Annotated in this window: 21 protein-coding genes; 6 read left to right on the top strand and 15 right to left on the bottom strand. The window is 67.2% G+C overall.

The genetic code is table 11. From position 1 onward, the window contains the following. Positions 1-32: 32 nt before the first annotated feature. Together AC1VVG_RS24625 and AC1VVG_RS24620 are read right to left on the bottom strand one after the other, a co-directional pair. On the bottom strand, positions 33-824 hold the full coding sequence (locus AC1VVG_RS24625; RefSeq protein ID WP_059558662.1) for an AadA family aminoglycoside 3''-O-nucleotidyltransferase: 792 nt from the start codon (positions 822-824) through the stop codon (positions 33-35). Between the two features lie 301 nt (positions 825-1,125). Then, positions 1,126-1,575: an HU family DNA-binding protein gene (locus AC1VVG_RS24620; RefSeq protein WP_034185832.1), complete on the bottom strand. Its 450-nt coding sequence runs from the start codon at positions 1,573-1,575 to the stop codon at positions 1,126-1,128. Positions 1,576-1,832: 257 nt separating this feature from the next. Here AC1VVG_RS24620 and AC1VVG_RS24615 point away from each other — a divergent pair, with 257 nt between their 5' ends. Then, a complete protein-coding gene (locus AC1VVG_RS24615; protein ID WP_034185831.1) occupies positions 1,833-2,951 on the top strand; it encodes an acyltransferase family protein in 1,119 nt (372 codons plus the stop codon). A gap of 307 nt (positions 2,952-3,258) precedes the next feature. On the opposite strand, the gene galU is transcribed toward AC1VVG_RS24615, so the two are convergent. Next, positions 3,259-4,146 (bottom strand): UTP--glucose-1-phosphate uridylyltransferase GalU, encoded by an 888-nt coding sequence (gene galU, locus AC1VVG_RS24610; protein ID WP_034185830.1) that lies wholly within the window; start codon positions 4,144-4,146, stop codon positions 3,259-3,261. A gap of 229 nt (positions 4,147-4,375) precedes the next feature. After that, positions 4,376-4,519, bottom strand: coding sequence for a hypothetical protein (locus AC1VVG_RS24605; RefSeq protein ID WP_006479318.1), 144 nt, complete (start codon positions 4,517-4,519; stop codon positions 4,376-4,378). Positions 4,520-4,735: 216 nt separating this feature from the next. Here AC1VVG_RS24605 and AC1VVG_RS24600 point away from each other — a divergent pair, with 216 nt between their 5' ends. Further along, positions 4,736-5,914 carry an acyltransferase family protein gene (locus AC1VVG_RS24600; RefSeq protein ID WP_034185829.1) on the top strand — a complete coding sequence of 393 codons (1,179 nt, stop codon included), beginning with the start codon at positions 4,736-4,738 and terminating at the stop codon, positions 5,912-5,914. Between the two features lie 343 nt (positions 5,915-6,257). Here the strand turns inward: AC1VVG_RS24600 and AC1VVG_RS24595 are convergent, their stop codons facing one another. The 3 genes from AC1VVG_RS24595 to AC1VVG_RS24585 are packed head-to-tail and all read right to left on the bottom strand — an operon-like array spanning position 6,258 to position 12,419. Beyond that, the gene (locus AC1VVG_RS24595) at positions 6,258-8,723 is read right to left on the bottom strand and encodes a glycosyltransferase family 4 protein (RefSeq protein WP_034185828.1); all 2,466 of its coding nucleotides are present in this window, start codon (positions 8,721-8,723) and stop codon (positions 6,258-6,260) included. Beyond that, the gene (locus AC1VVG_RS24590) at positions 8,720-10,186 is read right to left on the bottom strand and encodes a flippase (protein ID WP_034185827.1); all 1,467 of its coding nucleotides are present in this window, start codon (positions 10,184-10,186) and stop codon (positions 8,720-8,722) included. Before AC1VVG_RS24590 ends, AC1VVG_RS24595 begins: the two co-directional genes overlap by 4 nt. 40 nt (positions 10,187-10,226) lie before the next feature. Further along, positions 10,227-12,419: a hypothetical protein gene (locus AC1VVG_RS24585; protein WP_482837208.1), complete on the bottom strand. Its 2,193-nt coding sequence runs from the start codon at positions 12,417-12,419 to the stop codon at positions 10,227-10,229. A gap of 23 nt (positions 12,420-12,442) precedes the next feature. Here AC1VVG_RS24585 and AC1VVG_RS24580 point away from each other — a divergent pair, with 23 nt between their 5' ends. From AC1VVG_RS24580 to AC1VVG_RS24565, 4 genes are all read left to right on the top strand, one after another. Further along, on the top strand, positions 12,443-12,835 hold the full coding sequence (locus AC1VVG_RS24580; RefSeq protein WP_080287701.1) for a hypothetical protein: 393 nt from the start codon (positions 12,443-12,445) through the stop codon (positions 12,833-12,835). Positions 12,836-12,910: 75 nt separating this feature from the next. Beyond that, the gene (locus tag AC1VVG_RS24575) at positions 12,911-13,975 is read left to right on the top strand and encodes an acyltransferase family protein (RefSeq protein ID WP_482836501.1); all 1,065 of its coding nucleotides are present in this window, start codon (positions 12,911-12,913) and stop codon (positions 13,973-13,975) included. A 35-nt stretch (positions 13,976-14,010) separates the two neighbouring features. Next, positions 14,011-15,057, top strand: coding sequence for a GDP-mannose 4,6-dehydratase (gmd, locus tag AC1VVG_RS24570; protein WP_034185824.1), 1,047 nt, complete (start codon positions 14,011-14,013; stop codon positions 15,055-15,057). Next, entirely contained in the window at positions 15,044-16,006 is a 963-nt protein-coding gene (locus tag AC1VVG_RS24565; RefSeq protein ID WP_069705039.1) for an NAD-dependent epimerase/dehydratase family protein, read from the top strand. Before gmd ends, AC1VVG_RS24565 begins: the two co-directional genes overlap by 14 nt. Before the next feature lie 106 nt (positions 16,007-16,112). Here AC1VVG_RS24565 and AC1VVG_RS24560 read toward each other — a convergent pair whose 3' ends face one another. The 8 genes from AC1VVG_RS24560 to AC1VVG_RS24525 form a co-directional block, all read right to left on the bottom strand. Beyond that, positions 16,113-17,303: an O-succinylhomoserine sulfhydrylase gene (locus AC1VVG_RS24560; protein WP_059558338.1), complete on the bottom strand. Its 1,191-nt coding sequence runs from the start codon at positions 17,301-17,303 to the stop codon at positions 16,113-16,115. Between the two features lie 248 nt (positions 17,304-17,551). Then, positions 17,552-19,084 carry an amidophosphoribosyltransferase gene (gene purF / locus AC1VVG_RS24555; RefSeq protein ID WP_034185821.1) on the bottom strand — a complete coding sequence of 511 codons (1,533 nt, stop codon included), beginning with the start codon at positions 19,082-19,084 and terminating at the stop codon, positions 17,552-17,554. A 51-nt stretch (positions 19,085-19,135) separates the two neighbouring features. Further along, positions 19,136-19,630 carry a CvpA family protein gene (locus AC1VVG_RS24550; RefSeq protein ID WP_482836498.1) on the bottom strand — a complete coding sequence of 165 codons (495 nt, stop codon included), beginning with the start codon at positions 19,628-19,630 and terminating at the stop codon, positions 19,136-19,138. A 4-nt stretch (positions 19,631-19,634) separates the two neighbouring features. Continuing rightward, a complete protein-coding gene (locus AC1VVG_RS24545) occupies positions 19,635-20,468 on the bottom strand; it encodes an SPOR domain-containing protein (protein WP_034185819.1) in 834 nt (277 codons plus the stop codon). Between the two features lie 29 nt (positions 20,469-20,497). Further along, entirely contained in the window at positions 20,498-21,808 is a 1,311-nt protein-coding gene (folC, locus tag AC1VVG_RS24540) for a bifunctional tetrahydrofolate synthase/dihydrofolate synthase (RefSeq protein ID WP_482836496.1), read from the bottom strand. 100 nt (positions 21,809-21,908) lie between these two features. Continuing rightward, on the bottom strand, positions 21,909-22,781 hold the full coding sequence (gene accD / locus AC1VVG_RS24535) for an acetyl-CoA carboxylase, carboxyltransferase subunit beta (RefSeq protein WP_006484412.1): 873 nt from the start codon (positions 22,779-22,781) through the stop codon (positions 21,909-21,911). A gap of 62 nt (positions 22,782-22,843) precedes the next feature. Further along, entirely contained in the window at positions 22,844-23,659 is an 816-nt protein-coding gene (gene trpA, locus AC1VVG_RS24530; protein ID WP_034185817.1) for a tryptophan synthase subunit alpha, read from the bottom strand. A 96-nt stretch (positions 23,660-23,755) separates the two neighbouring features. Then, positions 23,756-24,607: a DNA-methyltransferase gene (locus AC1VVG_RS24525; RefSeq protein ID WP_059558342.1), complete on the bottom strand. Its 852-nt coding sequence runs from the start codon at positions 24,605-24,607 to the stop codon at positions 23,756-23,758. Positions 24,608-24,615 lie beyond the last annotated feature (8 nt).

Raw genomic sequence — 24,615 nt, 5'->3', positions numbered from 1 at the left:
CCGATCGCCGATCGCACGACCGGCATCCGCCGCTACGCCCGCAGCATCGACTCGACGGCCCGCCGTGCGTAGCCGATGAAGGCGGCGAGCGGTTCGCCGGCCAGGATTGCCGCGCCTGCGTCGCCCCCGAGATAGGCGTCGCGCGCGGCGGCCACCACCGGCCGATACGCGTCCGGCAGGCGCGCCAGCACCCATGCCGCGGCAACGTCCTTGGGGGCGATCGTGCCGGTCGCGGCGCTGTACCAGATACGCGCGAGTGCGAGCACCACGTTGCACTCGTCGCCGCGCCAGTCCGGCTCGGCGTTCCATTGCGCAACGGTATCGAGCAGCGCGGCGGCGAAATCGCGCGCGGGCACCGGCTCGAACAGCGCGACCGCGGGCGGCCCGGCCAGCGCGACACTGTGCTGCCGCGCCTTCGTCAGCAGGATCGCCAGATCGTGATCGACGAGCGGCGGTTCGACGATGCCGGCCTCGAGATCGCGGCGCAGCCATTCGCCGAACTGCAGTTCGCGCCGCGCCGGATGACGCCACGGCACCACGTCACCGTGCGCGACGACGGTGACCTCCAATGCGCGCAAGCCGCCTGCGCCGTGCGGCGGCGCCGACACGGCGAGCAGATCGTGCATCAACGCGTGCCGCACCGTTTCGTCGAGTCGCGCCGCCACCGTCACCAGCAGGTCGATGTCGCTGCGCGGTTTCAAGCCGCCGTCGAGCGCCGATCCGAACAGGTGGATGGCTGCCAGCGTTGCGCCGAGATGCCGCTCGATCGCGGCGCGTGCCGTGCCGACCTGTCCGGCGATTTCGTCCGGGATGAATTCAGTCACGACTGCGCGCGTTGCGATGCACACGCAACGGCCGCGGCGCGAGCGGCGCATGGCCGGGCTGCGGCGAAACCACGTCCGGCGCCACTGCGGTTCGCAGTTCGCCTTCGGTATCGCGCGTGGGCGGCACGCGATGCAACGCGCGTCGCACGTCGTGGCGCGCATCGTCGCCGCGCCGCCGCTTCGCCGCTTCGCCGCCGCGCGAGTGGCGCGGCACAATAAAAATCCCCGCACGCTTTCGCGTACGGGGATCGCTGGACTCCGCAACGGCTGCCGACACGTATTCGGCAGTCGTTGCGCGGCATTACGCTGCCGCGTCCTTCAGCTTCTTCAGCGCACGAGCCTTCACGCGCACGCTGGCCGGCTTCGCCGGGAACCAACGCTCTTCGCCCGAGAACGGATCCTTGCCGAAGCGCTTCTTCTTCGCCGGCACGACTTGTGCCGTGATCTTCAGCAGACCCGGCAGCGTGAATTCGCCTGCGCCCTTCTTGTGGACCGAGCCCAGCACGACGTTCTCGAGTGCGGCGAGCACTGCCTTGACCGCCTTCACTTCGACAGCTGCGCGCTCAGCGATGTGCGTTGCGAGCGATGCCTTCGTGAACTTGTCCTTCAGCGGCGTCGGAGCAGCCGGTGCTGCCTTCGCGACAGCCTTCTTGGCCACTACTTTCTTCGCGGGCGCAGCCTTTTTGGCAGCCACTTTCTTGGTCGCCGGTGCGGCAGCCTTCTTGGCCACCTTTTTTGCGGAAGTCGCCATGTTTCTCCTACCAGGTGTGGTCGTTGGATACACGAAGCGTGCAACGCGCGCGCTTCAACGCCGGATTCTACAAGCGCCTTGACGCTTCGTGCAGTACTTTTATGCGTTTTCGCGGGGTTTCCCGCAGGTTTTGTTGCGCGCGACCGACTTCATCGACGCTCGAGCATCAAAAAAGGCCTTCACGTATACGTCGGAACGCGAATTACGTTCGATATTTGCGCACCTATACTGGGCACGCTCAATGCCCGGATGCCTCCATGCGCGAAGTCAGATACGTCAAAGGACTCGACGGCCTGCGAGCCCTCGCCGTCATCCTCGTTTTCCTGTCCCACAAGGGCCACGTCCTTGCCGTCGACGTCGGCAAGCTCGGTGTGTGGACGTTTTTCCTCATCAGCGGATTCCTGATCGTCGGCGAGCTGCATCGCAACCGCCAGGCCGTCGAACGCGGCACCATGACGCGCCGCCACGCGCTCGCGCTGTTCCTCGCGAAGCGCGCGCTGCGGATCTTTCCCGTGTACTACCTGCTGCTCGCCGCGCTCGCGATCGCGCACGCGCTGTTCTACCAGCGCGGCGTCAACCTGGGGCTCGCGTGGCACGCGGTGTTCCTGTCGAATTACTGGATCGGTGTCGTGAAGGACGGCTGGCCCGGCTCCACGTCGCACTTCTGGAGCCTCGCGGTTGAACAGCAGTTCTACCTGATCGCGCCGCTCGCGCTGCTCGCGGTACCGGCCGCGCGACACGTCGCGCTCGGCATCGCGGCCGTCGCGCTGTGCGCGCTCGCGCATCTCGCGCTCTACCTGTCCGATGCGTCGCCGGTGCTGATCTACGCGTTTTCCCCGTGGAATTTCGCACTGATCGCGCTCGGCGGCGTCGGCGCGATGGCGCTCGCCGATCGCGGCACGGCCGCCGTGCGTCGCGTGCCGCCCGGCTGGCTCGGCGCGGCCGGCGTCGTGTTCTTCCTCGTGCTGCCCGCGTGCACGACGCTGCCCGACGCGGTCGCGGGGCTCGCGGACCTCGGCCTGTCCGCGTCGCTCGGCGCGCTGATGCTGTGGCTCGTCAGCGAGCCCGACCACCCCGTCGTCGCGCTGCTCGACTGGGGCCCGCTCGTCTATCTCGGCACGATCAGCTACGGCTTCTACCTGTTCCACAACCTGATTCCGACGCGCTTCGGCGTGCTGCCCGCGTCCTTCGCGCACGTGCCGATGCCGGCATTCGTCCGTGAGGCGCTGCCCGAGATGCTGCAATTCGCCTTCGCCGTGCTGCTTGCGCACCTGTCCTGGCGCTATCTCGAAAAGCGGCTGCTCGACTTCAAGAAGCCGATCGCCACGATGCTCGCCCGGCACTTCGCCACGCAACCGAGCGCGTCGCCGCGCTGAGCGTCACGCAGACGCGCCTCCGGTCCGACGACGGAAAAACAGCCCTGCCTTCGCGCACGTCGTGTGCGTGACGCTCTCGGAACCGCCGACGCATACACCTGGGGTCGGCCCTTCGGCACCGGTTTCAGCCGCGGCGCACCACCGCGCCGGTACCGCGCCCCCGCGCCCCACGCCCGAATCCGGTACGACACACCGCCTTCGCGCACCACGACCGCGCACGCACGTGCGGACGCAAAAAAGCCCCGGCGCCTGAGCGGCCGGGGCCAACGGAACAACCACCACCTGAAACGACGGAGCGCGCAGCGGCCTATGCGACAGCCGCCAGCGCGGGCAAACAGGTACGCAGGTAGGCCTCGAATTCGCGGCTCACTTCCGGATGCTGGAGCGCGAGCTCGACGGTCGCCTTGAGATAGCCGATCTTGCTGCCGCAGTCGAAGCGCGTGCCGAAGTAGCGATACGCGAGCACCTGCTCGTTCGCGAGCAGCGACTGGACCGCGTCGGTCAGCTGCAGTTCGCCGCCGGCGCCCGGCTTCAGCTTGCGCAGATGATCGAAGATCGTCGGCATGAACACGTAGCGGCCGACCACGCCGAGATTCGACGGCGCATCTTCGGGCGCCGGCTTCTCGATGATGCCCGACAGCTTGATGACGTCCTCTTCCCATTCGCGGCCTTCGACGACGCCGTACGAGCGGCTGTCCTCGCGCGCGATCGTCTCGACGCCGATCACCGAGCTGTGATAGTGGTCGAACACGTCGACGAGCTGCTTGAGCACCGGCTGCTCGCCATGCAGCAGGTCGTCGGCGAGGATCACCGCGAACGGCTCGCCGTGCACGAGCTTCTCCGCGCACAGCACCGCATGGCCGAGACCGAGTGCTTCCGGCTGGCGCACGTAGAAGCAGTTGACGTTGCTCGGCTTGATGCCGCGCACCAGTTCGAGCAGCTTTTCCTTGCCGCGCGCCTCGAGTTCGGCCTCGATCTCGTACGACTTGTCGAAGTGATCCTCGATCGCGCGCTTGCTGCGCCCGGTCACGAAGATCATCTCGGTGATACCGGCGTTGATCGCTTCCTCGACCGCGTACTGAATCAGCGGCTTGTCGACGACGGGCAACATTTCCTTCGGGCTCGCCTTCGTTGCCGGGAGGAACCGCGTGCCGAGACCGGCAACGGGGAACACGGCCTTGGTGACTTTCAACATGTTCGCATCCTGATTGCGTTGACTGCGCCGCGTCGACCCGCGACCCGGCGCGATTGTGTTCCGAACGGCATATCGAGAATCGACGGCACTGCCAATTCCACTCCGCTCATTATCGATATGGACGATTGCCCAATGATTCCGGAAAAAATATAATCCCTTCCATTCGGTCGATATTGCCGGACCGAGTGCCGATACAGAAACAAATTACCGATTTTCCGGATACAAATTCTTACGATTCGAATTCCTCGATATAGGGCACGCCGCCCCGTTCGAGACCCGGGCGAATCGGTTCGTTCTTCAGCGCCTCCCGGTACGCCGACAGCACGGCCATGACCAGCAGTACTGCAGCGCTCGCGATCCAATGCATGTCCATCTTGCCGCTCCTTGCATCAATCATCTGGAGCTTCAAACTATCAGAAAAAAATCGGTAAATAATTGACGCGCCCGCGGAACCGCTTTCAGACCGGGATAAATCCATCATGTGGAAAACCGTTATTTCCGGGCAAGATTTTTTTATTCATTGATCGAATTCTTGCGCATTACGATGGGGTGAAACTTCCCCTCCATCCGTCGCAAGGAATCGAATCGCATGCAAGCTTTCAGCGGATCGTCTCTGGCCGCGCCGCCCGTCACCGATCACAAGGAACACGTGATCGACGCGATGCGCGGCTTCGCGGCGCTGCTCGTCGCCTATTTCCACTGCCGGCAGGTCGTCTGGGTCGGCATGCAGAGCTTCCATCAGGCTTACGGTCATGCCCTGAACCCGGGCGTGATCGCCGGCTACCTGACCTTCCCGTTCGCGTGGGGCTCCGCCGGCGTGCCGATCTTCTTCGTGATCAGCGGCTACTGCATCCACCGCAACGCGGCGCTCAAGCTCGCGGCCAATCCCGCGTACCGGCTCGACGCGCCGAACTTCTGGGTGCGCCGGTTCGCGCGCATCTATCCGGTGCTGCTCGCGGCGCTGCTGTTCACGCTCGCGCTCGACTCGGTCAGCCTGCAGATCGAGCCCGTCAGCCACAAGATCCGCGACGTCGGCATCGTCGCGTTCCTCGTGAACCTGTTCTCGCTGCAAGGCGTGGCCGGCTACACGTACGGGTCGAACGGCGCGCTGTGGACGCTGTCGCTCGAGGTGCAGTTCTACGCGATCTACCCGCTGCTGTTCGCGCTGCGCCGGCGCATCGGCATGCCGGCCGTCGTGGCCGCGATCGCGCTCGTCAACGTCGCGTCGGCGTGGTTGCTCGAACGGCACGACCTGCAGTTCTTCACGTCGTACTGGCTGTCCTGGACGATCGGCGCATGGATCGCCGACGTGCGTGCGCAGCAGGCGCGCGGCGCGGCCGCCCCCGTGCCGTCGCGTGCGTGGTACGCCGCGGCCGCCGTGCTGCTGGCCGCCGGCTGCGGCGCGTTCCATTTCGGCCAGTACGGCGCGTTCCAGCTGTGGTCGGCCGGCTTCGCGTGCTTCCTGTACCGCGCGCTCGCCCGCCCGCCGCGCCCGACGCCGCCGCTGCGCGTGCTGAGCTGGTTCGGCGACTTCAGCTACTCGCTGTACCTCGTCCACCTGCCGCTGTTCGTCTGCCTCGGCTCGGTGCTGTTCCACTCCGAGCTGCAGCTGTCGATCTGGCCGTCGTTCGCGTTCATGGCCGCCGCGATCCCCGTCGCGTACCTGTTCTACCGGCTGTTCGAACGGCCGGCGATGATGTGGTCGGCCAGCTTCAAGCCGACGCGCCCGGCCCGCGTCGTCGCGCCGGGGCCCGAACGGGCCGTCTGACACAGTCGGCCGGGTATCGGCGCCCCCGTGCGGCGTGTCGCCGTGCGGGGGCGTTTTCATGGCCGGCACGCGGTTGCATGCCGGGTTGTGCGGGGATGGGCAGCCTGCCGCCGTCCGACCGCGCCAGGGCCCGCCCATGCCGTCCCCGGCCGGTTTCCGCCGCGCGGCTGCCCCGCTTCATGATCGCCACTCAGACGCGATCGTCCGGTCTTGCGCGTCATGCGCACCGCAAACCGCCCGGCCCGGCGCTCGCCGGACCCATCATGCCCGCTGAAAAGCAAAGCCCTCACGCGGCGCACCGCCGCATGAGGGCTCGTTTCCCGCCGGCGCGCGCCGGCAACGGCTACCGCTTCTTCGCCTTCGCGGCCTTCGCCGTATCCGCAAGGATCTTCTCGACGCGCTCCACATAGGTCTCGGTGCCGAAGCGGCGCACCGCCGTCGCGCGCCCGCTCGCGACGAGCCGCTCGCGCAGCGCACCGTCGCGCTTCAGCGTCTCCAGCGCGCTGGCCAGCGCGATCGCATCCCCCGGCTCGCAAAGCAGCCCGTTGTCGCCGTCCTCGATGATCTCGACGACGCCGCCCGCGCGGGCCGCGACGACCGGCCGGCGCGCGAGCATCCCTTCGACGATCACGCGCCCGAACGGCTCCGGCGTGATGGACGTATGCGCGACGACGTCGACCGCCGTCATGCAGGCGGCCACGTCGCGCTGGAACCCGAGGAAATGCACCCGCTCGTCCATCCCGTGTTGCGCGACGAATTCGTGCAGCTGCGCCGCGTATTCGTCCTCGCCGAACAGCGGCGCGCCGACCAGCACCACGTGCATGTCGGGATGCCGTGCGGCGGCCTCGAGCAGCACGTGCTGCCCTTTCCAGCGCGCGAGGCGGCTGAACGAGCCGACGAGCCACGCGTGCTCGGGCAACCCGAGGCGCGTGCGCAGCGCGGCCGGGTTGACGCCTTCCAGCGCGTCGAACGGCTCGGCCGAAATACCGTTGAACACGACGTCGACGTGCTGCGGCGTGAAGCCCGTCAGCGTGCGGAACGCCTGCGCGGACGCGTCGGAGTTCGCGATCACGCGCGTCACGCCGAGCCGTGCGCAATACTTGATCGCCAGCAACTGCTTGCTGCCGAAATGGTCGGTGCTGACGATGTCGCGCAGATGCCAGACGACCGGCTTGCGCGCGAGCCGCCCGGCCAGCGCGGCGACGACCATCGCGCGCTGCGTGTTCGCATAGATCACTTCGGCGCGGCGCGCGCGGCGCGCGACGTCGCGCACCAGCCGCACGAGCTGCTTCACCGCGCCGAACGACACGCCGCCCTGCTTGCGCACGCCGGCGAGCGCGCCCTGGTCGACCACGTCGACACGCGCGCCGATCTCGTCGAGCGCCGCGCGGAACGGGCCGTCGTCGAACAGCAGCACGTCGGCGTTCGCGCGCATGTGCTTCATGATCTCGAGCAGCGACAGCTCGGCGCCGCCGAGCACGCCGCTCTGGTCGAGCACGAGCGTCGCCGGACCGCGCGCGGCCGGCATCGGTGCGATCGCCGTGCCGCGCTGCGCGGTCGAACCGGGCAGCGCCGCCTCCACGTAGTCGAGGAAACGCCGCCGGAACGTATCGGCGGAGAACCGCTCCGCGTTCGTGCGGCAGGCGCCCGGCGTGAAGCGCTGCGGCGCGCGCTCGAAGTCGTCGACGGCCGCGACGATCGCGTGCGGCGTCTGTTCGTCGAAGAACAGCCCGGTCGGGTTCGGGTTCGACTGCGGGTCGAGCACGGTCTCGAGCGCGCCGCCCTTGCCGTACGCGATCACCGGCGTGCCGCACGCCTGCGCCTCGACGACCGAGATCCCGAAATCCTCCTCGGCCGCGAACACGAACGCCTTCGCGCGCCGCATCCGGTCGTGCAGCACCGCGAACGGCTGATAGCCCATGATCTCGACGTTCGGGCCGGCCTTCGCGCGGATCTTCTGCATCTCGGGGCCGTCGCCGATCACGACGAGCTTGCGCTCGGGCGTGTGCGAGAAAGCCTCGACGATCAGGTCGATCTTCTTGTACGGCACCATCCGCGACGCGGTCAGGTAGAAATCCTCCTTGTCGGCGTTCAGCGAAAACGCGTCGACGTCGACCGGCGGGAAGATCACCGCCGCGTCGCGGTGGTAGACCTTCTTGATGCGTCGCGCGATGAACGCGGAATTCGCGACGAAGCCGTCCACCGCGTTCGCGGTGCGCGTGTCCCAGTTGCGGATGTAGTGGAGAATCATCCGCGCGAGCAGCGATTTCGGCCCATGCGTGAGATTCGACTGCTCCAGATACTGGTGCTGCAGGTCCCACGCGTAGCGGATCGGCGAATGCACGTAGCTGATGTGCACCTGGTCCGGCCCCGTCAGCACGCCCTTCGCGACCGCGTGGCTGCTCGAGATCACGAGGTCGTACTCGGACACGTCGAGCTGCTCGATCGCGAGCGGCATCAGCGGCAGGTAGCCGCGGTACTTGGTGCGCGCGAACGGCAGCTTCTGGATGAAGGACGTCGTCACCGGCTTGCCGCGCACGAACGCGCGGTCGTCGAGAAAATCGACGAGGCTGAACAGGTCGGCGTCGGGAAAGCACGCGACGATCTGCTCCAGCACGCGCTCGGCGCCGGCATAGGTGACGAGCCAGTCGTGGACGATCGCCACGCGCAGCGCGCGCGACGGCTGCCGCGCGCTGGCGCGCCCGGCCGGCACGGGCCGGCGCAGGGCGGCGACGTCGCCGGCTTCGGCCACGGCGGCATCGGCCGTGGAGAGATTCAATACGGCGTGTTCCGCCAGATCGCGATTCATACGGTTTTCCTCGCATTGAGACGGACAAACAGGTCGCGCACGAGCGCACGCAACCCCGGCGTCATCGTGAGCGACCACGCGACGTTCAGCACCAGTACGACCGCGCACATGCCGATCGACTCGCCGAGCCCCGGCCATGCCTGCGCCAGGAACAGGCTCGCCAGCAGGAAGGCGAGGTGCGCGAGCATGTCGAGCACGATCGCGCGCATCCGGATCGCCGACAGGTACAGCAGCACGCCGTAGTCGACCAGCGCGCGCGCCGCGACGACCACCGCCGCGCCGATCAGCCCGAAGTGATGAATGCCGAACCACAGGCCGCCGACGAAGAACGGCATCTCGACGAGCCCGGCGAATGCCGCGCGGGCCGGATTGACCTGAGACTGGATCAGGATCCGCGTCACGCTCGCCTGGCCGACGAGCCACACGCTGATCACCAGCACGCGGCCGACCGGCGCCGAATGCGCGGCGAGATCGGCGCCGACCCACAGCGTGAGGAACGGCGCGAGCGCGAAGATCGCGACGATGCCGACCGGCGTGAACACGCCGTTCAGGAATTCGAGCGACTGGCGCGCGAGCGTGTCGGCATGGTCGCGGCCGACCGCCGACAGGCGCGGGAACAGCGTGCGCACGAGCGCGTTCGGCAGCATGTTCAGGCGCGTGACGAGGTTCTGCGGCACCGTGTAGTAGGTAACGAACTTCGCGCCCATGCCGGCGCCGAGCATCACGCGATCGAGCGTGTCGGCGATCATGCTGGTCGTGCTCGCGATCAGCATCCAGCCGCCGAAGTTGAACAGCCCTTTCGCGGTGCCCCACTGCGGCGGATCGATGCGCCGGATGCCGAGCACCTTGATGCTGGCCTGGCCGAGCATCACCGCCGCGATCAGGCGCGCGACGACGGCCGCCGCGAGCACCGTCTGCAGGTTCGGCGCGATCCACCACGCGGCGCCGAGCGGCAGCAGCTGGAACAGGAAGGTGCCGATCGTCTGGTTCGTGTTGAACACGCCGAACCGCTCGGCGCCGTTGATCGCGCCGGCGAACACCCACGACACGTTCGCGAGCGGAATCGCGAGCGCGAGCCACGGCAACGCGAGATACACCTCGTGCTGCATCGCGGCCGACACCTTCGTGAAGTACGCGGTGTAGACGAACGCGCCGAAATAGATCAGCAGCCCGCCGACGATGCCGGTGCCGAGATTCAGCCAGAACGCGCTCCAGAACACGCGCGCGCTTTCGTCGGCATTGCCGCTCGCGAGCGCCTTGGAGATGTGGTTCTGCGCGGCCATGCTCATCCCGAGATCGAGGATCCCGAAATAGCCGATCAGCGTCCACACGAGGCTGACGACGCCATAACGCTCGACGCCGAGCGCGTGGATGTAGGCGGGCACCGTCACCAGCGACACGAAGGTCGGCAGGATCAGCCCGATGAAGTTGATCGAAACGTTCTTGAGTATGCCTTTGTCCATGCTTGAGCCTTGAGTGACGTCGACGACGGCGCGCCGCCCGTCACGGTTTCCAGCGATACATGAGCACCTTGCCGCGCGCGTCTTCCTCGACGAACACGAGGTATTCGCCGTTCTCGCGCCGGAATGCGCTGATGCCGAACGGCACGTCGACCCAGCCGGATGCCTTGCCGACCTCGGCGCCCGGGCTCATCACGCCCACTTCCTTGCCGGTGTCCTTGTCGTACACGTGGATCTTGCCGACCGGCTCCACGGTGAAGATGTAGCGGCCCTCGACCGTGATCCCGATCAGGTCGAGGATCGGTTTCGCATCGAGCTGCCACGGCAGCGCGACCGTGTAACGCACCACGGGCGAGCCGGTCGACCACTTGTCGAAGCGCACCAGCACGCGCCCGACTTCCTTGTTGATGCCCGGCTGCGGCGGCGCATCGGCCGTGTAGCCGGTCACGTACAGCGTGTCGGTCTGCGTGTCGTAGATCGCGCGGCGCAGCTGCGTGAACGGCTGCGGCATCGGGTAGGTCGTGACCTTGTCGTACGAGTAGACCGGGTTGCCGGCCTTGTCGAGCCCGCCGTAAGCGAAGCGGTGAATGCCGCGTACGTCGCTCGTGCGCCAGATGTCGCCCTTCGTGTCGACCCACCAGCCCCAGCCGCCCGCCCTCGCCTTGGTCGTCGTGTTGGTCGTGAATTCGTCGGCGTCGAGCCGGCCGTTGCCGTTCGCGTCGCGCCACAGCCAGTCGCCGCCCGGCGGCTTGTTCGGCACCTTGTCGACCGGCCGCGCGCGGCCCGCGATCAGGCCCGACGGAATCGCGACCTCGCCGTCGCGCTTCGCGTCGAAGCGGTAGATCTTCAGGTGATCGGCGTACATGTCGGTCAGGTACAGGAACGTGCGGCCGTCGAGCCGCCGCGCGAGCGGCATGCCGGGATACTGATCGGTGTGAAACACCGGGTCGTCCGGATACTTGAAGCGGTTCGACAGGAAGCCGACGTATTTCCAGTCTTGGCCCGGCGGCTTCGACAGGTCGAGCTCGAAGCGCTTGTTGCCCGTGTACACGCTGTTCGGCCGCGCGGGGTCGAGCCACGCGCCGTCGACGAACAGCAGCCCCTGCACCTGCCAGCGCGGCTTGCCGTCCGGCGTGTAGCTTTCGAGCACCGCGCCGAGCCCGGCGCCGATCGTGTCGTGGCGCGGCCCGATGCCGTTCATCGACACGTAGATGTTGCCCGCGCGGTCGACGCCGACGCCCGTCAGCCCGTTGAAGCGCTGCGGCCCGGGACGCCCCGGCACGGGGCCCGCGAAAATGCCGCCGCGCTCGCCGAACGTGCCGGACTGCGCATAACCCTTGCCGCCTTTCGAGAAAATCAGGATCTGCTGGCGCGGCCCGTTGTCCGCGACGAGCACGCGCCCTTTCGCGTCGACCGCCACGTCCACGGCGTCGGTACCTTCCGGCAGCGCGGGCGCATCGTCGAGCTTGCGGCCGTCGGCGCGCACGTGCACTAGTTGCGCGGGCCCGGTCAGCGTATCGGTCAGCAGCCACAGCGTGCCGTCCCCGGCGAGCGCGATGCGGCCCGGCTCGTGCGCGCTCCACGTCCCCTTCTGCTGCATCGTCTCGGCGTCGTAGACATCCACGACGTCGCGCGACGGATTCGTCGCGAACAACGTCTTGTCGTCGGCCGCGAGGCCGCCCACTTCCGCCTTCGCCTCGCCCACTTCCGAGCGCGCGGGGGCCGGTACCTCGTTCATCATCATGAAGCTCGCGGCCATCCGCGCGCGGCCGGCGTCGGCGCGCCCGCCCGGCGCGACCTGCGGCGACGCGCGAAACGGCGCGGGCTGCTTCATGTCGCCGATCGTGCGCCGCGAGATGCCGAACCACTGCTTGCCCTTGTCCGGCCAGATGCCGGGCGACTGCAGGTGACCGCGCTCGTTGCCGACGCCGATCGCGACATACGCGTACTTGCCGTTCACCGCGATGGCATTGCCGCCGAGATTGCCCCAGCCGTGCGTGCCGCCGGCGAAGCCGAGCATCTTCCCGTCCTGGTAGACGCTCGCCTCGGCCCCGCTCTCGTCCCACGGCGCATTCGTATACACCTTGCCGTCAGGCGTCACCGCGATCGCGCGGATGTCGATTTGCGTCCAGCTGCCATCGCCATAGCCGAACGTGTTGCCGATCCACGACGTCGTCGCGGGCAACACCGTTTCGGCCGGCGCGGTGCTCGTCAGCAGCGCCGCGCCTACCGTCATGCCTACCAGAATCAGACGTCGCAATGCGCTTCTCCAGACTTGATGCAACAGCGGCCGGCGCCGCCGCGGATTACCGCCGGCGCACCCTGCCGCTAAATGGGTTTCAAACGTCGCGATGCAGGTTACAAGCAAAAATAATCACAAGAAATTTGGAAATATTTGGGGATGTTTCTGCCGGAGATATCGAAGCGAAACATGCAGTAATCGGCATCCGAAAACGGCAATATCGACCGCCTTGCGCTCGCCACCGCGTAGAAAATGCCGCTCCGCACCGCCTGCCGCGGGCCTCCGGCGTCAATCTTTCATCTCGCGACCGGAATAATCGGCATTTGAATGTTTTCCGTCAGATAAATGGCGCGCGTTTTTTTGCCGATTTCTTTTCCCTAGAATCGATTTCGACTCGATATTTCATTTAAAGGCATGCATTACGTTCACGCATCGGATGTGCGACACGCCGCGGCCCGCGCCGCGCGTCGCAAAGGAGCGGCGCGATGACGGGCACCTCGCGAACCGCCGACCTGACCCCGCCGCAACACGGCCGCATCGTGCAGCTCGACGGGCTGCGTGCGATCGCGGTGGGCGCCGTGTTCCTGCAGCACGCGCTGAAAGCGCCGCTGTGGATGGGCGTCGACCTGTTCTTCGTGCTGAGCGGCCTGCTGATCACCGGCATCCTGCTCGATCGCAAGGCGCGCGGGCAGTCGTACTTCAGCCACTTCTATGCGCGCCGCGTGCGCCGCATCCTGCCGCCGTACGTGCTGCTGCTGGTGGTGTCGACGCTCCTGTTCGGCGCGAGCTGGCTGCCGCACTGGCCGTGGTTTGCATTTTTCTCGACCAACATCGGCCTGTCGCTCGGCAGCATCGGCCACGACAGCCTGAACGTGCTGTGGTCGCTCGCGGTCGAGGAGCAGTTCTACATCTTCTGGCCGTTCGTCGTGCTGTGGTGCTCGGAGCGCGCGCTGCTGTGGATCGCCGCCGCGCTGGTCGTCGCCGCGCCGGTGCTGCGCGCGATCGCGACGCCGTGGTTCGATTCGTTCTGGCCGATCTACTACCTGACGCCGTTCCGGATGGACCTGCTCGCGGCAGGCGCCTTGCTCGCGATCGTGCTGCGCCGCGACCGGCGCGCGCTGGAGCCGTTCTACCCGCTCGCGATCGTCGGCGCGCTCGTGTCGCTCGCGATCCTCGGCTGGCTGCACCTGTCGTTCCCGCGCTTTCGCGCCGCGAACACGCCGCTGTCGAATGCGGCGCTCTACAGCATCTCGCTGCTGCTGTGCACGTCGATCGTCGTGATCGCGCTGCGCGGGCGCGGCCTCGTGCAACGCGTGCTGACGAACCCGATGCTCGTCTACGTCGGCACCGTCAGCTACACCGTGTACCTGATCCACCTGAGCGTGCTGTATGCGCTCTGGCCGCTGCACCTGAACCGTTTCGTCACGGCCGCGCTCGCGCTGGCGATCACGCTCGCTTACGCGACCCTGAGCTGGTACGGCTTCGAACGGCGCCTGACGCGCGGCCCCGCACGCCGCGCGCTGCCGGCCGCCGCCGGCACGACCGCCTGAATTTCACCATCCATCGTTTCTACCAGGACAACGCCATGAGCCAAACTCGCAAGAAGGCCATCATCACCGGGATTTCGGGCCAAGACGGTGCGTACCTGACCAAGCTGCTGCTCGACAAGGGCTACGAGGTCACCGGCACCTACCGCCGCACCAGCTCGGTGAATTTCTGGCGCATCGCCGAGCTCGGCGTCGACACGCACCCGAACCTCACGCTCGTCGAACACGACCTGACCGACGCCGGCTCGAGCCTGCGCCTGCTCGAACGCACGCAGCCCGACGAGCTGTACAACCTCGCCGCGCAAAGCTTCGTCGGCGTATCGTTCGACCAGCCGGCGACGACCGCCGAGGTGACCGGCATCGGCCCGCTGAACCTGCTCGAGGCGATCCGCGTCGTGAGCCCGAAAACGCGCTTCTACCAGGCGTCGACGTCGGAGATGTTCGGCAAGGTGCAGGCGATTCCGCAGACCGAAACGACCGCGTTCTATCCGCGCAGCCCGTACGGCGTCGCGAAGCTGTACGCGCACTGGATGACCGTGAACTACCGCGAGTCGTACGGCCTGTTCGGCAGCAGCGGCATCCTGTTCAACCATGAGTCGCCGCTGCGCGGCCGCGAGTTCGTCACGCGCAAGATCACCGACACGATCGCGAAGATCAAGCTCGGCAAGGCGACGCGCCTCGAGCTCGGCAACCTCGATGCGAAACGCGACTGGGGCTTCGCGCTCGAATACGTCGAAGGAATGTGGCGCATGCTGCAGGCCGACGAGCCCGACACCTACGTGCTGGCGACCAATCGCACCGAGACCGTGCGCGACTTCGTGCGGATGGCCTTCGCGGCGGCCGGCTACCAGATCGAATGGGCCGGCAAGGGCGAACAGGAGCGCGGCCTCGACGCGGCGACCGGCAACGTGCTCGTCGAAGTGAATCCGAAGTTCTACCGCCCTGCCGAGGTCGACCTGCTGATCGGCTGCGCGGACAAGGCCAAGGCCAAGCTCGGCTGGGCACCGAAGACGACGCTCGAACAACTTTGCCAGATGATGGTCGAAGCGGATTTGACGCGGAACCAACACCATGACACGTTCTGAAACCGGACGCCCGTCGCGCCGTGCGTTCGTCACGGGCCTGACGGGCTTCACGGGCCGCTACATGGCCGAACGCCTGCAGGCGGCCGGCTATGACGTCTGGGGCACGGTCGCGCCCGGCGCGCCGCGGCCCGACGATCCGGCGTTCGCGCTCTGCACGCTGCTGCCCGTCGATCTGCTCGACGCCGATGCGATGCGCGCGGCCGCGGCCGACGCGCGCCCCGATGCGGTCGTGCATCTCGCCGCGCGCGCGCACGTCGCGCAGGACGAGCCGTCGCAGACCTACGCGGTCAACATCACCGGCACGCGCAACCTGCTGGCCGCGCTCGCGGGCCTCGACCGCCGCCCGTCGGCCGTGCTGCTGGCCAGCAGCGCGAACATCTACGGCAACTCGACGGCCGGCGTGCTCGACGAAACCGTCGCGCCGGCCCCGGCGAACGACTACGCGGTCAGCAAGCTCGCGATGGAATATGCGGCGAAGCTGTGGGCCGACCGGCTGCCGATCGTGATCGCGCGGCCGTTCAACTACACGGGGGTCGGCCAGAGCGACGCCTACCTGCTGCCGAAGCTCGTCGCGCACTACGCGCGCAACGCCCCGCGGATCTCGCTCGGCAACCTCGACGTGAGCCGCGATTTCTCCGACGTACGCGACGTGACGGCCGCCTATCTGAAGCTGGTCGAAGCCGCACCGGCCGGCGAGACGTTCAACGTGTGCTCGGAGCGCGCGTATTCGCTGAAGGAAGTGCTCGCGATGCTGTCGCGCATCGCCGGTTACGTGATCGACGTGACGATCGATCCGCGCTTCGTGCGGCACAACGAGGTGAAAAGCCTGAGCGGGTCGCGCGACAAGCTGCGGCGCGCGGTGGGCGACTTGCCGGTCACGCCGCTCGACGAAACGCTGCGATGGATGGTCGACGCGATGCGCGACGCGCCGCCCGCGCACGCCGGCTGAACCGGGCAACGAATCGCACGCGCCGTCGCGTGCGCCGAAACGACAACGGGCCGCTCTTTCGAGCGGCCCGTGTCATTCATGCCGGCCCGGAAACCGGCCGCTCGACTCAGCCCTCGAGGCCGCGCGCCAGATCGGCGCGAACGTCGGCTGCGTGCTCGAGGCCGACCGCCAGGCGGATCAGCCCTTCGGTGATCCCGGCCGCCGCGCGCGCTTCCGGCGTGATGCGGCCGTGCGTCGTGGTGGCCGGATGCGTGATCGTCGTGCGCGTGTCGCCGAGGTTGCCGGTGATCGACACCAGCTTCGTACTGTCGATCACGCGCCAGGCGTTCGCGCGCTGCTGCTCGGGCGTGTCGCCCTTCAGCTCGAACGACACGATCGCGCCGCCCGCCTTCTGCTGGCGCTTCGCGAGCGCATGCTGCGGATGCGATTCGAGGCCCGGATAGAACACGCGCGCCACGGCCGGATGCGAATCGAGCCAGCGCGCGATTTCCAGCGCGTTCGAAGATTGCTTCTCGACGCGCAGCGACAGCGTCTCCATTCCCTTCAGCAGCACCCATGCGTTGAAGGCCGACAACGTCGGGCCCGCGCTGCGCACGAACGGGAACACCTTGCCCATGATGAATTCCTTCGAGCCGACCAGCGCGCCGCCGAGCACGCGGCCCTGCCCGTCGAGGAATTTCGTCGCCGAGTGCATCACGACATCCGCGCCGAGCTTCAGCGGCTGCTGCAGCACCGGGCTGCAGAAACAGTTGTCGACGACGAACAGCGCGTTCGCGGCCTTCGCGATCTTGCCGATCGCCTCGATGTCGGCGAGTTCGGTCAGCGGGTTCGACGGCGTCTCGAGGAAGAACATCTTCGTTTCCGGCCGCACGGCTTCCTGCCATGCGTTCAGGTCGGTCGGGTCGACGAAGGTCGTCGTGATCCCGAACTTGCTGAAGATCTGCGAGAACATCCCGAGCGTCGAGCCGAACAGGCTGCGCGAGCTGACCAGGTGGTCGCCCGCCTGCAGCGCGGACATCACGACCGACATGATCGCGGCCATCCCCGACGCCGTCGCGATGCACGCCTCGCCGCCCTCGAGCGCCGCGAGACGCTCCTGGAACATGGTGACGGTCGGGTTCGTGAAGCGCGAATAGGTGAAGTAGTCTTCCGAGTTCGCGAAGCGCTCGGCCGCATCGGCCGCGCTCGAGAAGCAGAAGCTCGACGTGAGGAACAGCGCTTCCGAGTGCTCGTTGAAGTCGCTGCGCAGCGTGCCTGCGCGCACGGCAAGCGTGTCGAAGTTGAGGGAGTCGTCCATGTTCCGTTTTCCGTATCCGATGGCCGCGCGCGTCGCGCAGGCCAGATCAAAACCAGGCCAAAAAAACAAAAAGCCCGCTATGCGTCGGCATCAGCGGGCTTCGGTGCGGTACGACAGCGATCGACTCGGGCCGGCTGCCGCCGGCCTTCGCTTTAGCTGTTTTGGGAAGGTGCCCCGCGTCCGCAAGCTGATATCAAATCGACGCAAGGCCACATCCTATCACGCCTCGATACAAGCGTGCGCCGGTGTCACTCGACCGACAGCTGCAGGTTCATCTGCGAACGTTCGGTGTCGCCGGCCGTATCGCGATCGGCCTGCGACGCCGGCGCGAGACGCGCGCGCTCGATCGCATCCAGATACTCGGGCGTCACGTCGCCGGTGATGTAGTTGCCGTCGAAGCACGATGCCTCGAAGCGCTCGAGCTTCGGGTTGATGTCGCGCACCGCGCGGCGCAGGTCGTCGACGTCCTGGTAGATCAGGTGGTCGGCGCCAATCATCTTCGCGACTTCCTCGTCGGTGCGGCCATGCGCGACGAGCTCGCCGCGCGTCGGCATGTCGATGCCGTACACGTTCGGGAACTTCACGGGCGGCGCGGCCGACGCGAAGATCACCGACTTCGCGCCCGCATCGCGCGCCATCTGCACGATTTCATGCGAGGTCGTGCCGCGCACGATCGAATCGTCGACGATCAGCACGTTCTTGTCCTTGAACTCGATGCTCATCGCGTTGAGCTTCTGGCGCACCGACTTCTTGCGCACGGCCTGCCCCGGCATGATGAACGTGCGGCCGACGTAGCGGTTCTTGAAGAAGCCTTCGCGATACTCGACGCCGAGCTTCGCGGCGACCTGCATCGCGGCCGGGCGCGACGAATCGGGAATCGGCATCACGACGTCGATCGGCACGTTCGGCAGCTCGCGCTTGATCTTCTCGGCGAGATAGTCGCCCATGCGCAGGCGCACGTTGTAGACGGGCACGCCGTCGAGGCACGAATCCGGACGCGCGAGGTACACGTATTCGAACATGCACGGATTCAGCGTCGGGTTCTCCGCGCACTGCTGGCTGTGGAAATTACCGGCCTTGTCGATGAAGATCGCTTCGCCCGGCTCCAGGTCGCGCACGAATTCGAAACCGATGCCTTCTACCGCCACCGATTCCGACGCGACCATCCATTCGGTGCCGTGCTCGGTCTCGAGCTTGCCGATGCAGAGCGGACGAATGCCGAACGGATCGCGGAACGCGAGCAGGCCGTAGCCGGCGATCAGCGACACGATCGCGTACGACCCCTCCAGGCGGCGATGCACGCCCGAGACCGCCTTGAACACCGACGCCGGATCGAGCTCGAGGCCGGTGGTCGACAGTTGCAGCTCGTGCGCGAACACGTTGAGCAGCACTTCGCTGTCGGAATTGGTGTTGATGTGCCGGCGGTCGATCCGGAACATCTCGTCCTTCAGCTGCTGCCAGTTCGTCAGGTTGCCGTTGTGCGCGAGGATGATCCCGAACGGCGCGTTCACGTAGAACGGCTGCGCCTCGGCCTCGCTCGACGCCGAACCGGCCGTCGGGTAGCGCACCTGGCCGATGCCGTAGGTGCCGGGCAGGCTGCGCATGTTGCGCGTGCGGAACACGTCGCGCACCATGCCGTTCGCCTTGTACATGTGGAAATTGCTGCCGTCCGCCGTCGCGATGCCCGCCGCGTCCTGACCGCGATGCTGCAGCAGCAGCAGGCTGTCATAGATCAGCTGATTGACCGGGGATTGGGAGATAACGCCTACGATGCCGCACATGGCATGTCCTTCAGAATGACAAAAACGGTTCCGTCCTGCCCAGCCGCGTCGTCACACGCGTACGTACTGGGCCATGCCGTCGGGCAGGAGCTGCTTCAGCTCGTGCACGCCCTGTTCGGCGAAAGGACGCAATAGCGCATTGCGCCAGAAATCCTGTTTGGGCAGTTCGGTCAGCCCGGCCGCCGCGACCAGCAGCACCACCAGCACACAGCCGCGGACGAGCCCGAACATCATGCCCAGCGAGCGGTCGACGCCGCCCAGGCCACTGGCCTGCGCGATCCGCGACAGCAGCGCGTTGGCGACACCGGCGACCAGCACGACGCCGATCACGAGCAGCGCGAAGGCGATCACCCACTGCGTCAGCGCGCCGCCCGGCCAATTCGCCGGAATGTACGGCACGACCAGCTCGACGTAGCGGCCCGCGATCACGACCGCCGCAATCCAGCCGATCAGCCCGAATATCTCCGATACGAAGCCGCGCCACGCCCCGCGCAGCGCCGACAACACAATCACCGCCAATACAGCGTAGTCGAAAGCCGTCAGCATCGTGTTACTGCGTCAACCCGGCTTCGCGCACCTTCGCGATCGCGGCGGAGGCCGCCGAGCGATCCGCGAACGGGCCCGCACGCAACAGTGTAGCCGTGCTGCCGTCCGCCTGCTTGCGATGCTCGACATATGCGGGCACTCCCGCCGATTTCAATTTGGTTGCCCACGAACGGGCCGTCGCGTCGTCCTTGAACGAACCGAGCTGCACCGCGAAGCGCGCACCGGCCGGCGATGCCGGCGACGACGCGTCGCCGCTGTCCGGGCTCGCGGCGTCGGCATTCGCGACGGGCGCGGGCTTCGGCGCGGCCGGTTTCGCCGCGGGGGCGGCCGGCTTCGGCGCCGGCTTCGGCGGCGTCACGCTCGCCGTGGTCGTCGTATCGGGTTTCGCGGCCGGCTTGGGCGCGGGCGCCGGTACGGGTGCCGGCGCGGCCGCAACGGCCGTGTCGGATGCCGGCGGTTCGTCATGCGCGACGCCTGCCTGCACGTCGGCCGCATCGTCGTCACGCGGCGCGACCGCCTGGTGCGCGGGCCGGTTCGGGATGTCGATCGCGATGTCGTCCGTGACGGGCTTCGGGTGTGAATCGAGCACCATCGGCAGCACGATCACGGCCGCCACGACGAGCGCGATCGCGCCGACGAGGCGACGGCGCGCGCGTTGCTTTTCTGGAAGGGTCGGATCGAGGAGCAGTGCGTCCGATTCCGGACGCTCGGTGCGGCGCGAGCGGCGCTCGACGCGCTCGGTGGTGCGCTCCGTGCGCACGTTCCGGGAGGTCCCGGTGCGACCGCCGCGCCGCGGGGGCGCGTCGTCGTCTTTTTTGCCGAACGAGAAAATTCCCATGAATGGCTGAGTCCGAAACTGCCCGTCAGTCAGTGTTGCTGCGATTTACGGTAGGCCAGCACGCCGGCAACCGTATGGAAACTGCCGAAAACCACGATTCTATCATTCTCGGATGCTCTTTTTAGTGCATCGCGAAACGCTTCTGCCGGCGACGCGTAACGCGTCACGCTCGAATCGGGCCCCTCCTCCACGCCGGCCTTGCGCAGCGCGGCTTCGAGCTGCTCCGCCGCTGCCGCGCGCGGCAGCGGCAGGTCGGTCACGCACCAGTGGTCGATCTCGCCCTTCAGGTGCTGCAGCACGCCGTCGATGTCCTTGTCGTGCATCGCGCCGAACACCGCATACGTGTACGGGAAGAAGCCCATGTTGCCGAGGTTCTGCTCGAGCACGGCCGCGGCGTGCGGGTTGTGCGCGACGTCGAGCACGATCGCCGGCTTGCCGGGCAGCACCTGGAAGCGCCCCGGCAGCTCGACGTTCGCGAGCCCGAGCCGGATGTCCTGCGCGGACACCGGCAGCACCGGGCGCAGCGCCTCCAGCGCGGCGAGCGCGGCCGACGCATTGATCAGCTGATTCGCGCCGCGCAGCGCCGGATACGCGAGCGCCGGATAGCGCTTCTCGCGGCCGAGGTAGCTCCATTGCTGGCGCTCCGCGCCCGCCTGCGCCTCGTAGCGGAAATCGCGGCCGACCAGCCACAGATCGGCGCCGATCGCCTCGGCGTGGTCGATCAGCGTTTGCGGCGCGGCCGGATCGCCGCAGATCGCCGGCTTGCCCGCGCGGAAGATCCCGGCCTTCTCGAACGCGATCTTCTCGCGCGTGTCGCCGAGGTATTCGGTGTGGTCGATGTCGATGCTCGTGACGATCGCGCAATCGGTATCGATGATGTTGACCGCATCGAGCCGGCCGCCGAGGCCGACCTCGAGGATCACCGCATCGAGCCCGCGCGACGCGAACAGGTGCAGGATCGCGAGCGTCGTGAATTCGAAATACGTGAGCGACACGGGCGCGGACAGCGACGTGCGCGCGGCCTCGACGGCCTCGAAATGCGGCAGCAGTTCGTCGTCGGTGACGTTCTGCCCGTTCACGCGGGCGCGCTCGTTGAATTCGAGCAGGTGCGGCGACGTATGGCAGCCGACCTTGTAGCCCGCGCGCACGAGGATCGTCTCGAGGAACGCGCAGGTCGAGCCCTTGCCGTTCGTGCCGCCGACGGTGATGACGGGGCAAGCGAATTCGAGCTGCAGCGCCGCCTTGACCTGCCCGATACGGGTCAGGCCCATGTCGATGCCGACCGGGTGCGCGCGTTCGAGGTGCGAAAGCCACGCGTCGAGAGTGGGAAAAGTGCTCATCGGATCAAATCTGGATCGGTACCGCCACTACGCCAAAAAACGAAGCGCGCCGCCTGACGCTGAAGCCAGGCGACGCGCAGAGTTCACAACCTTGCGCCGGTCAAGCCAGCGCGTCGGCCGGCTGTCGCTGCAGCAGCGCGAGCAACTGCGCGATTTCGTCGCGCATCTTGCGACGGTCGACGATCATGTCGATCGCGCCCGTCTTCAGCAGGAATTCGGCGCGCTGGAAGCCTTCCGGCAGCTTCTCGCGAACCGTCTGCTCGATCACGCGCGGGCCGGCGAAGCCGATCAGCGCCTTCGGCTCGGCGATCACGACGTCGCCGAGGAACGCGAAGCTTGCAGACACGCCGCCCATCGTCGGGTCGGTCAGCACCGAGATGAACGGCAGCTTCGCTTCGGCCAGCTTGGTCAGCATCGCGGTGGTTTTCGCCATCTGCATCAGCGACAGCAGGCTTTCCTGCATCCGTGCGCCGCCTGACGCCGTGAAGCAGATGAACGGCACGTGCTGCTCCAGCGCGTTCTGCGCGCCGCGCGCGAAGCGCTCGCCGACGACCGAACCCATCGAGCCGCCCATGAACGAGAACTCGAAGCAGGCCGCGACGACCGGCAGCGTGTGGATCGCCCCGCCCATCACGACCATCGCGTCGGTCTCGCCCGTCTCGTCCATCGCTTCCTTCAGACGATCGGGGTACTTGCGGCTGTCCTTGAACTTCAGCGTGTCGACCGGCACGATTTCCTGACCGATTTCATAACGGCCTTCCGGATCGAGCAGCCCGTCGAGGCGTTCACGCGCGCCGATGCGCATGTGGTGATCGCACTTCGGGCACACGTGCAGGTTCGCATCCACGTCGTTGCGGTACAGCACGGCCTCGCAGGACGGGCACTTGACCCACAGGCCTTCCGGAATGCCCTTGCGGCTTTTCGGATCGGTCTGCTTGATCTTCGGCGGCAACAGTTTGTCGAGCCAGCTCATCGTATGGTTTCCTGTTCCGTGGCGGGCCGGGCCGACTGGCCCGCCCGCTTCCTGTGTTGTGTTTATCGCGCCGCCTTGCCCGCGCCGTCCAGGGCGGCACGCAGCTCGGCGATGAAGGTCTTCAGCGCGGCGGCGGCGGCGTCCGGCGCAGCGCTCTCGAGCAGCTGCACGAGGCGGCTGCCGATCACGACGGCGTCCGACACTTCGGCCACCGCACGCGCCGTTTCGGCGTCGCGGATCCCGAAGCCGACGCCCACCGGAACCGGCACGCGCGACTTGATGGCCGGGATTTTACCCGCAATGCTCGAAACATCCAGATTTCCCGCGCCGGTCACGCCCTTGAGCGACACGTAATACACGTAGCCGCTCGCGATCTTGCCAACGTCGGCGATACGTTCGTCGGTCGACGTGGGCGCCAGCAGGAAGATCGGATCGATCTGCGCGGCACGCATCTTTTCGGCGAATACGCCCGCCTCTTCCGGCGGATAGTCGACCACCAGCACGCCGTCGACACCGGCCGCATGCGCGTCGGCCGCGAACGCGTCGACGCCCATCCGTTCGATCGGGTTCGCATAGCCCATCAGCACGACGGGGGTTTTGGGGTCGGTCTCGCGAAAACGCTTCACGTCGGCGAGCACGCTCTTCAACGTGACGCCGCGCGCGAGCGCGCGCTCCGACGAGCGCTGGATCACGGGGCCGTCGGCCATCGGGTCCGAGAACGGCACGCCGAGCTCGATCACGTCCGCGCCGCCGGCGGCGAGCGCGTGCATGAATTCGACGGTTTTCGCGGGATCGGGGTCGCCGGCCGTGATGAACGGGATCAGGCCCTTACGGCCTTGTTCGGCGAGCGCGGCGAAGGTCTGCTGAATACGGGACATGGCAATTTTCCTGTGTCGATCCGGAGTGGGCGCGTCAGCGCTTGCTCCGGCCCCATACAAAGTATGGCGTTGCGTTCGGCGATGCGGCGGCGCGATTCACGCGCACGCCGGCGCGGCGAGCGCGCTGACGCGCTCGTGCGCGATCGCGCAATAGCTTTCGTTGATCTCGTAGCCGACGAAGTCGCGCCCCTGCCGTGCGCAGGCCACCGCGGTCGTGCCGCTGCCCATGAACGGATCGAGCACGCGGCCGCCCGGCGGGCAGCTTGCGAGCACCATCCGCTCGATGATTTCCAGCGGCTTCTGGGTCGGATGATCAACGCGCTCCGCGTGCTGCCGATGCAGGCGCGAGACCGACCAGACGTCCTTCGGGTTGTAGCCCATCTCCAGCCACTTGCTGCCTTCGAACAGCTTGCGCGAGCGGGCCTTCTTCGTATCGGCGTCGTACGGGATGCGGACCGGATCGAGATCGAAGTAATACGCTTTGGAAACCGCGAAAAAGCCGATGTTGTCGTGCACCGACGTGAAACGGCGCGTCGTGCCGCCCATGCTCGGCACGCGCCGGTCCCAGATGATCTCGTTGACCATCGTGAGCTTCGTCTTCAGGAAACTGAAGATTTCCGGCGCGTACTGCCACGTGCAGAAGATGTACATCGACCCGCTCGGCTTCAGCTTCGGAATCGCGAGCTCGAGCCACTCGCGCGTCCACGCGAGGAAATCGTCGCCCGAACGCTTGTCCGAATCGTTGCCGTAGTCCTTGCCGAGCCCGTACGGCGGATCGGCGACGATCAGGTCGATCGACGCGTCCGGCAGGTGCGCGGCATCGGTCAGGAAATCGCGGTTATGCAGCTCGATACCGGACGGCAGCGCGCGCGGCGCGGCGGCGGCGGGCTGAACCGCCTCCGCCTCGCTCGCGGCGCCGCCGCCCGGCTCTTCGATCAGGTCACGCATCGGTCGGG

This window comes from Burkholderia sp. L-4, assembly GCF_056856535.1.
Note: the sequence above shows the minus strand (reverse complement) of the source record. Positions and strands in the feature narration are given on the sequence as shown.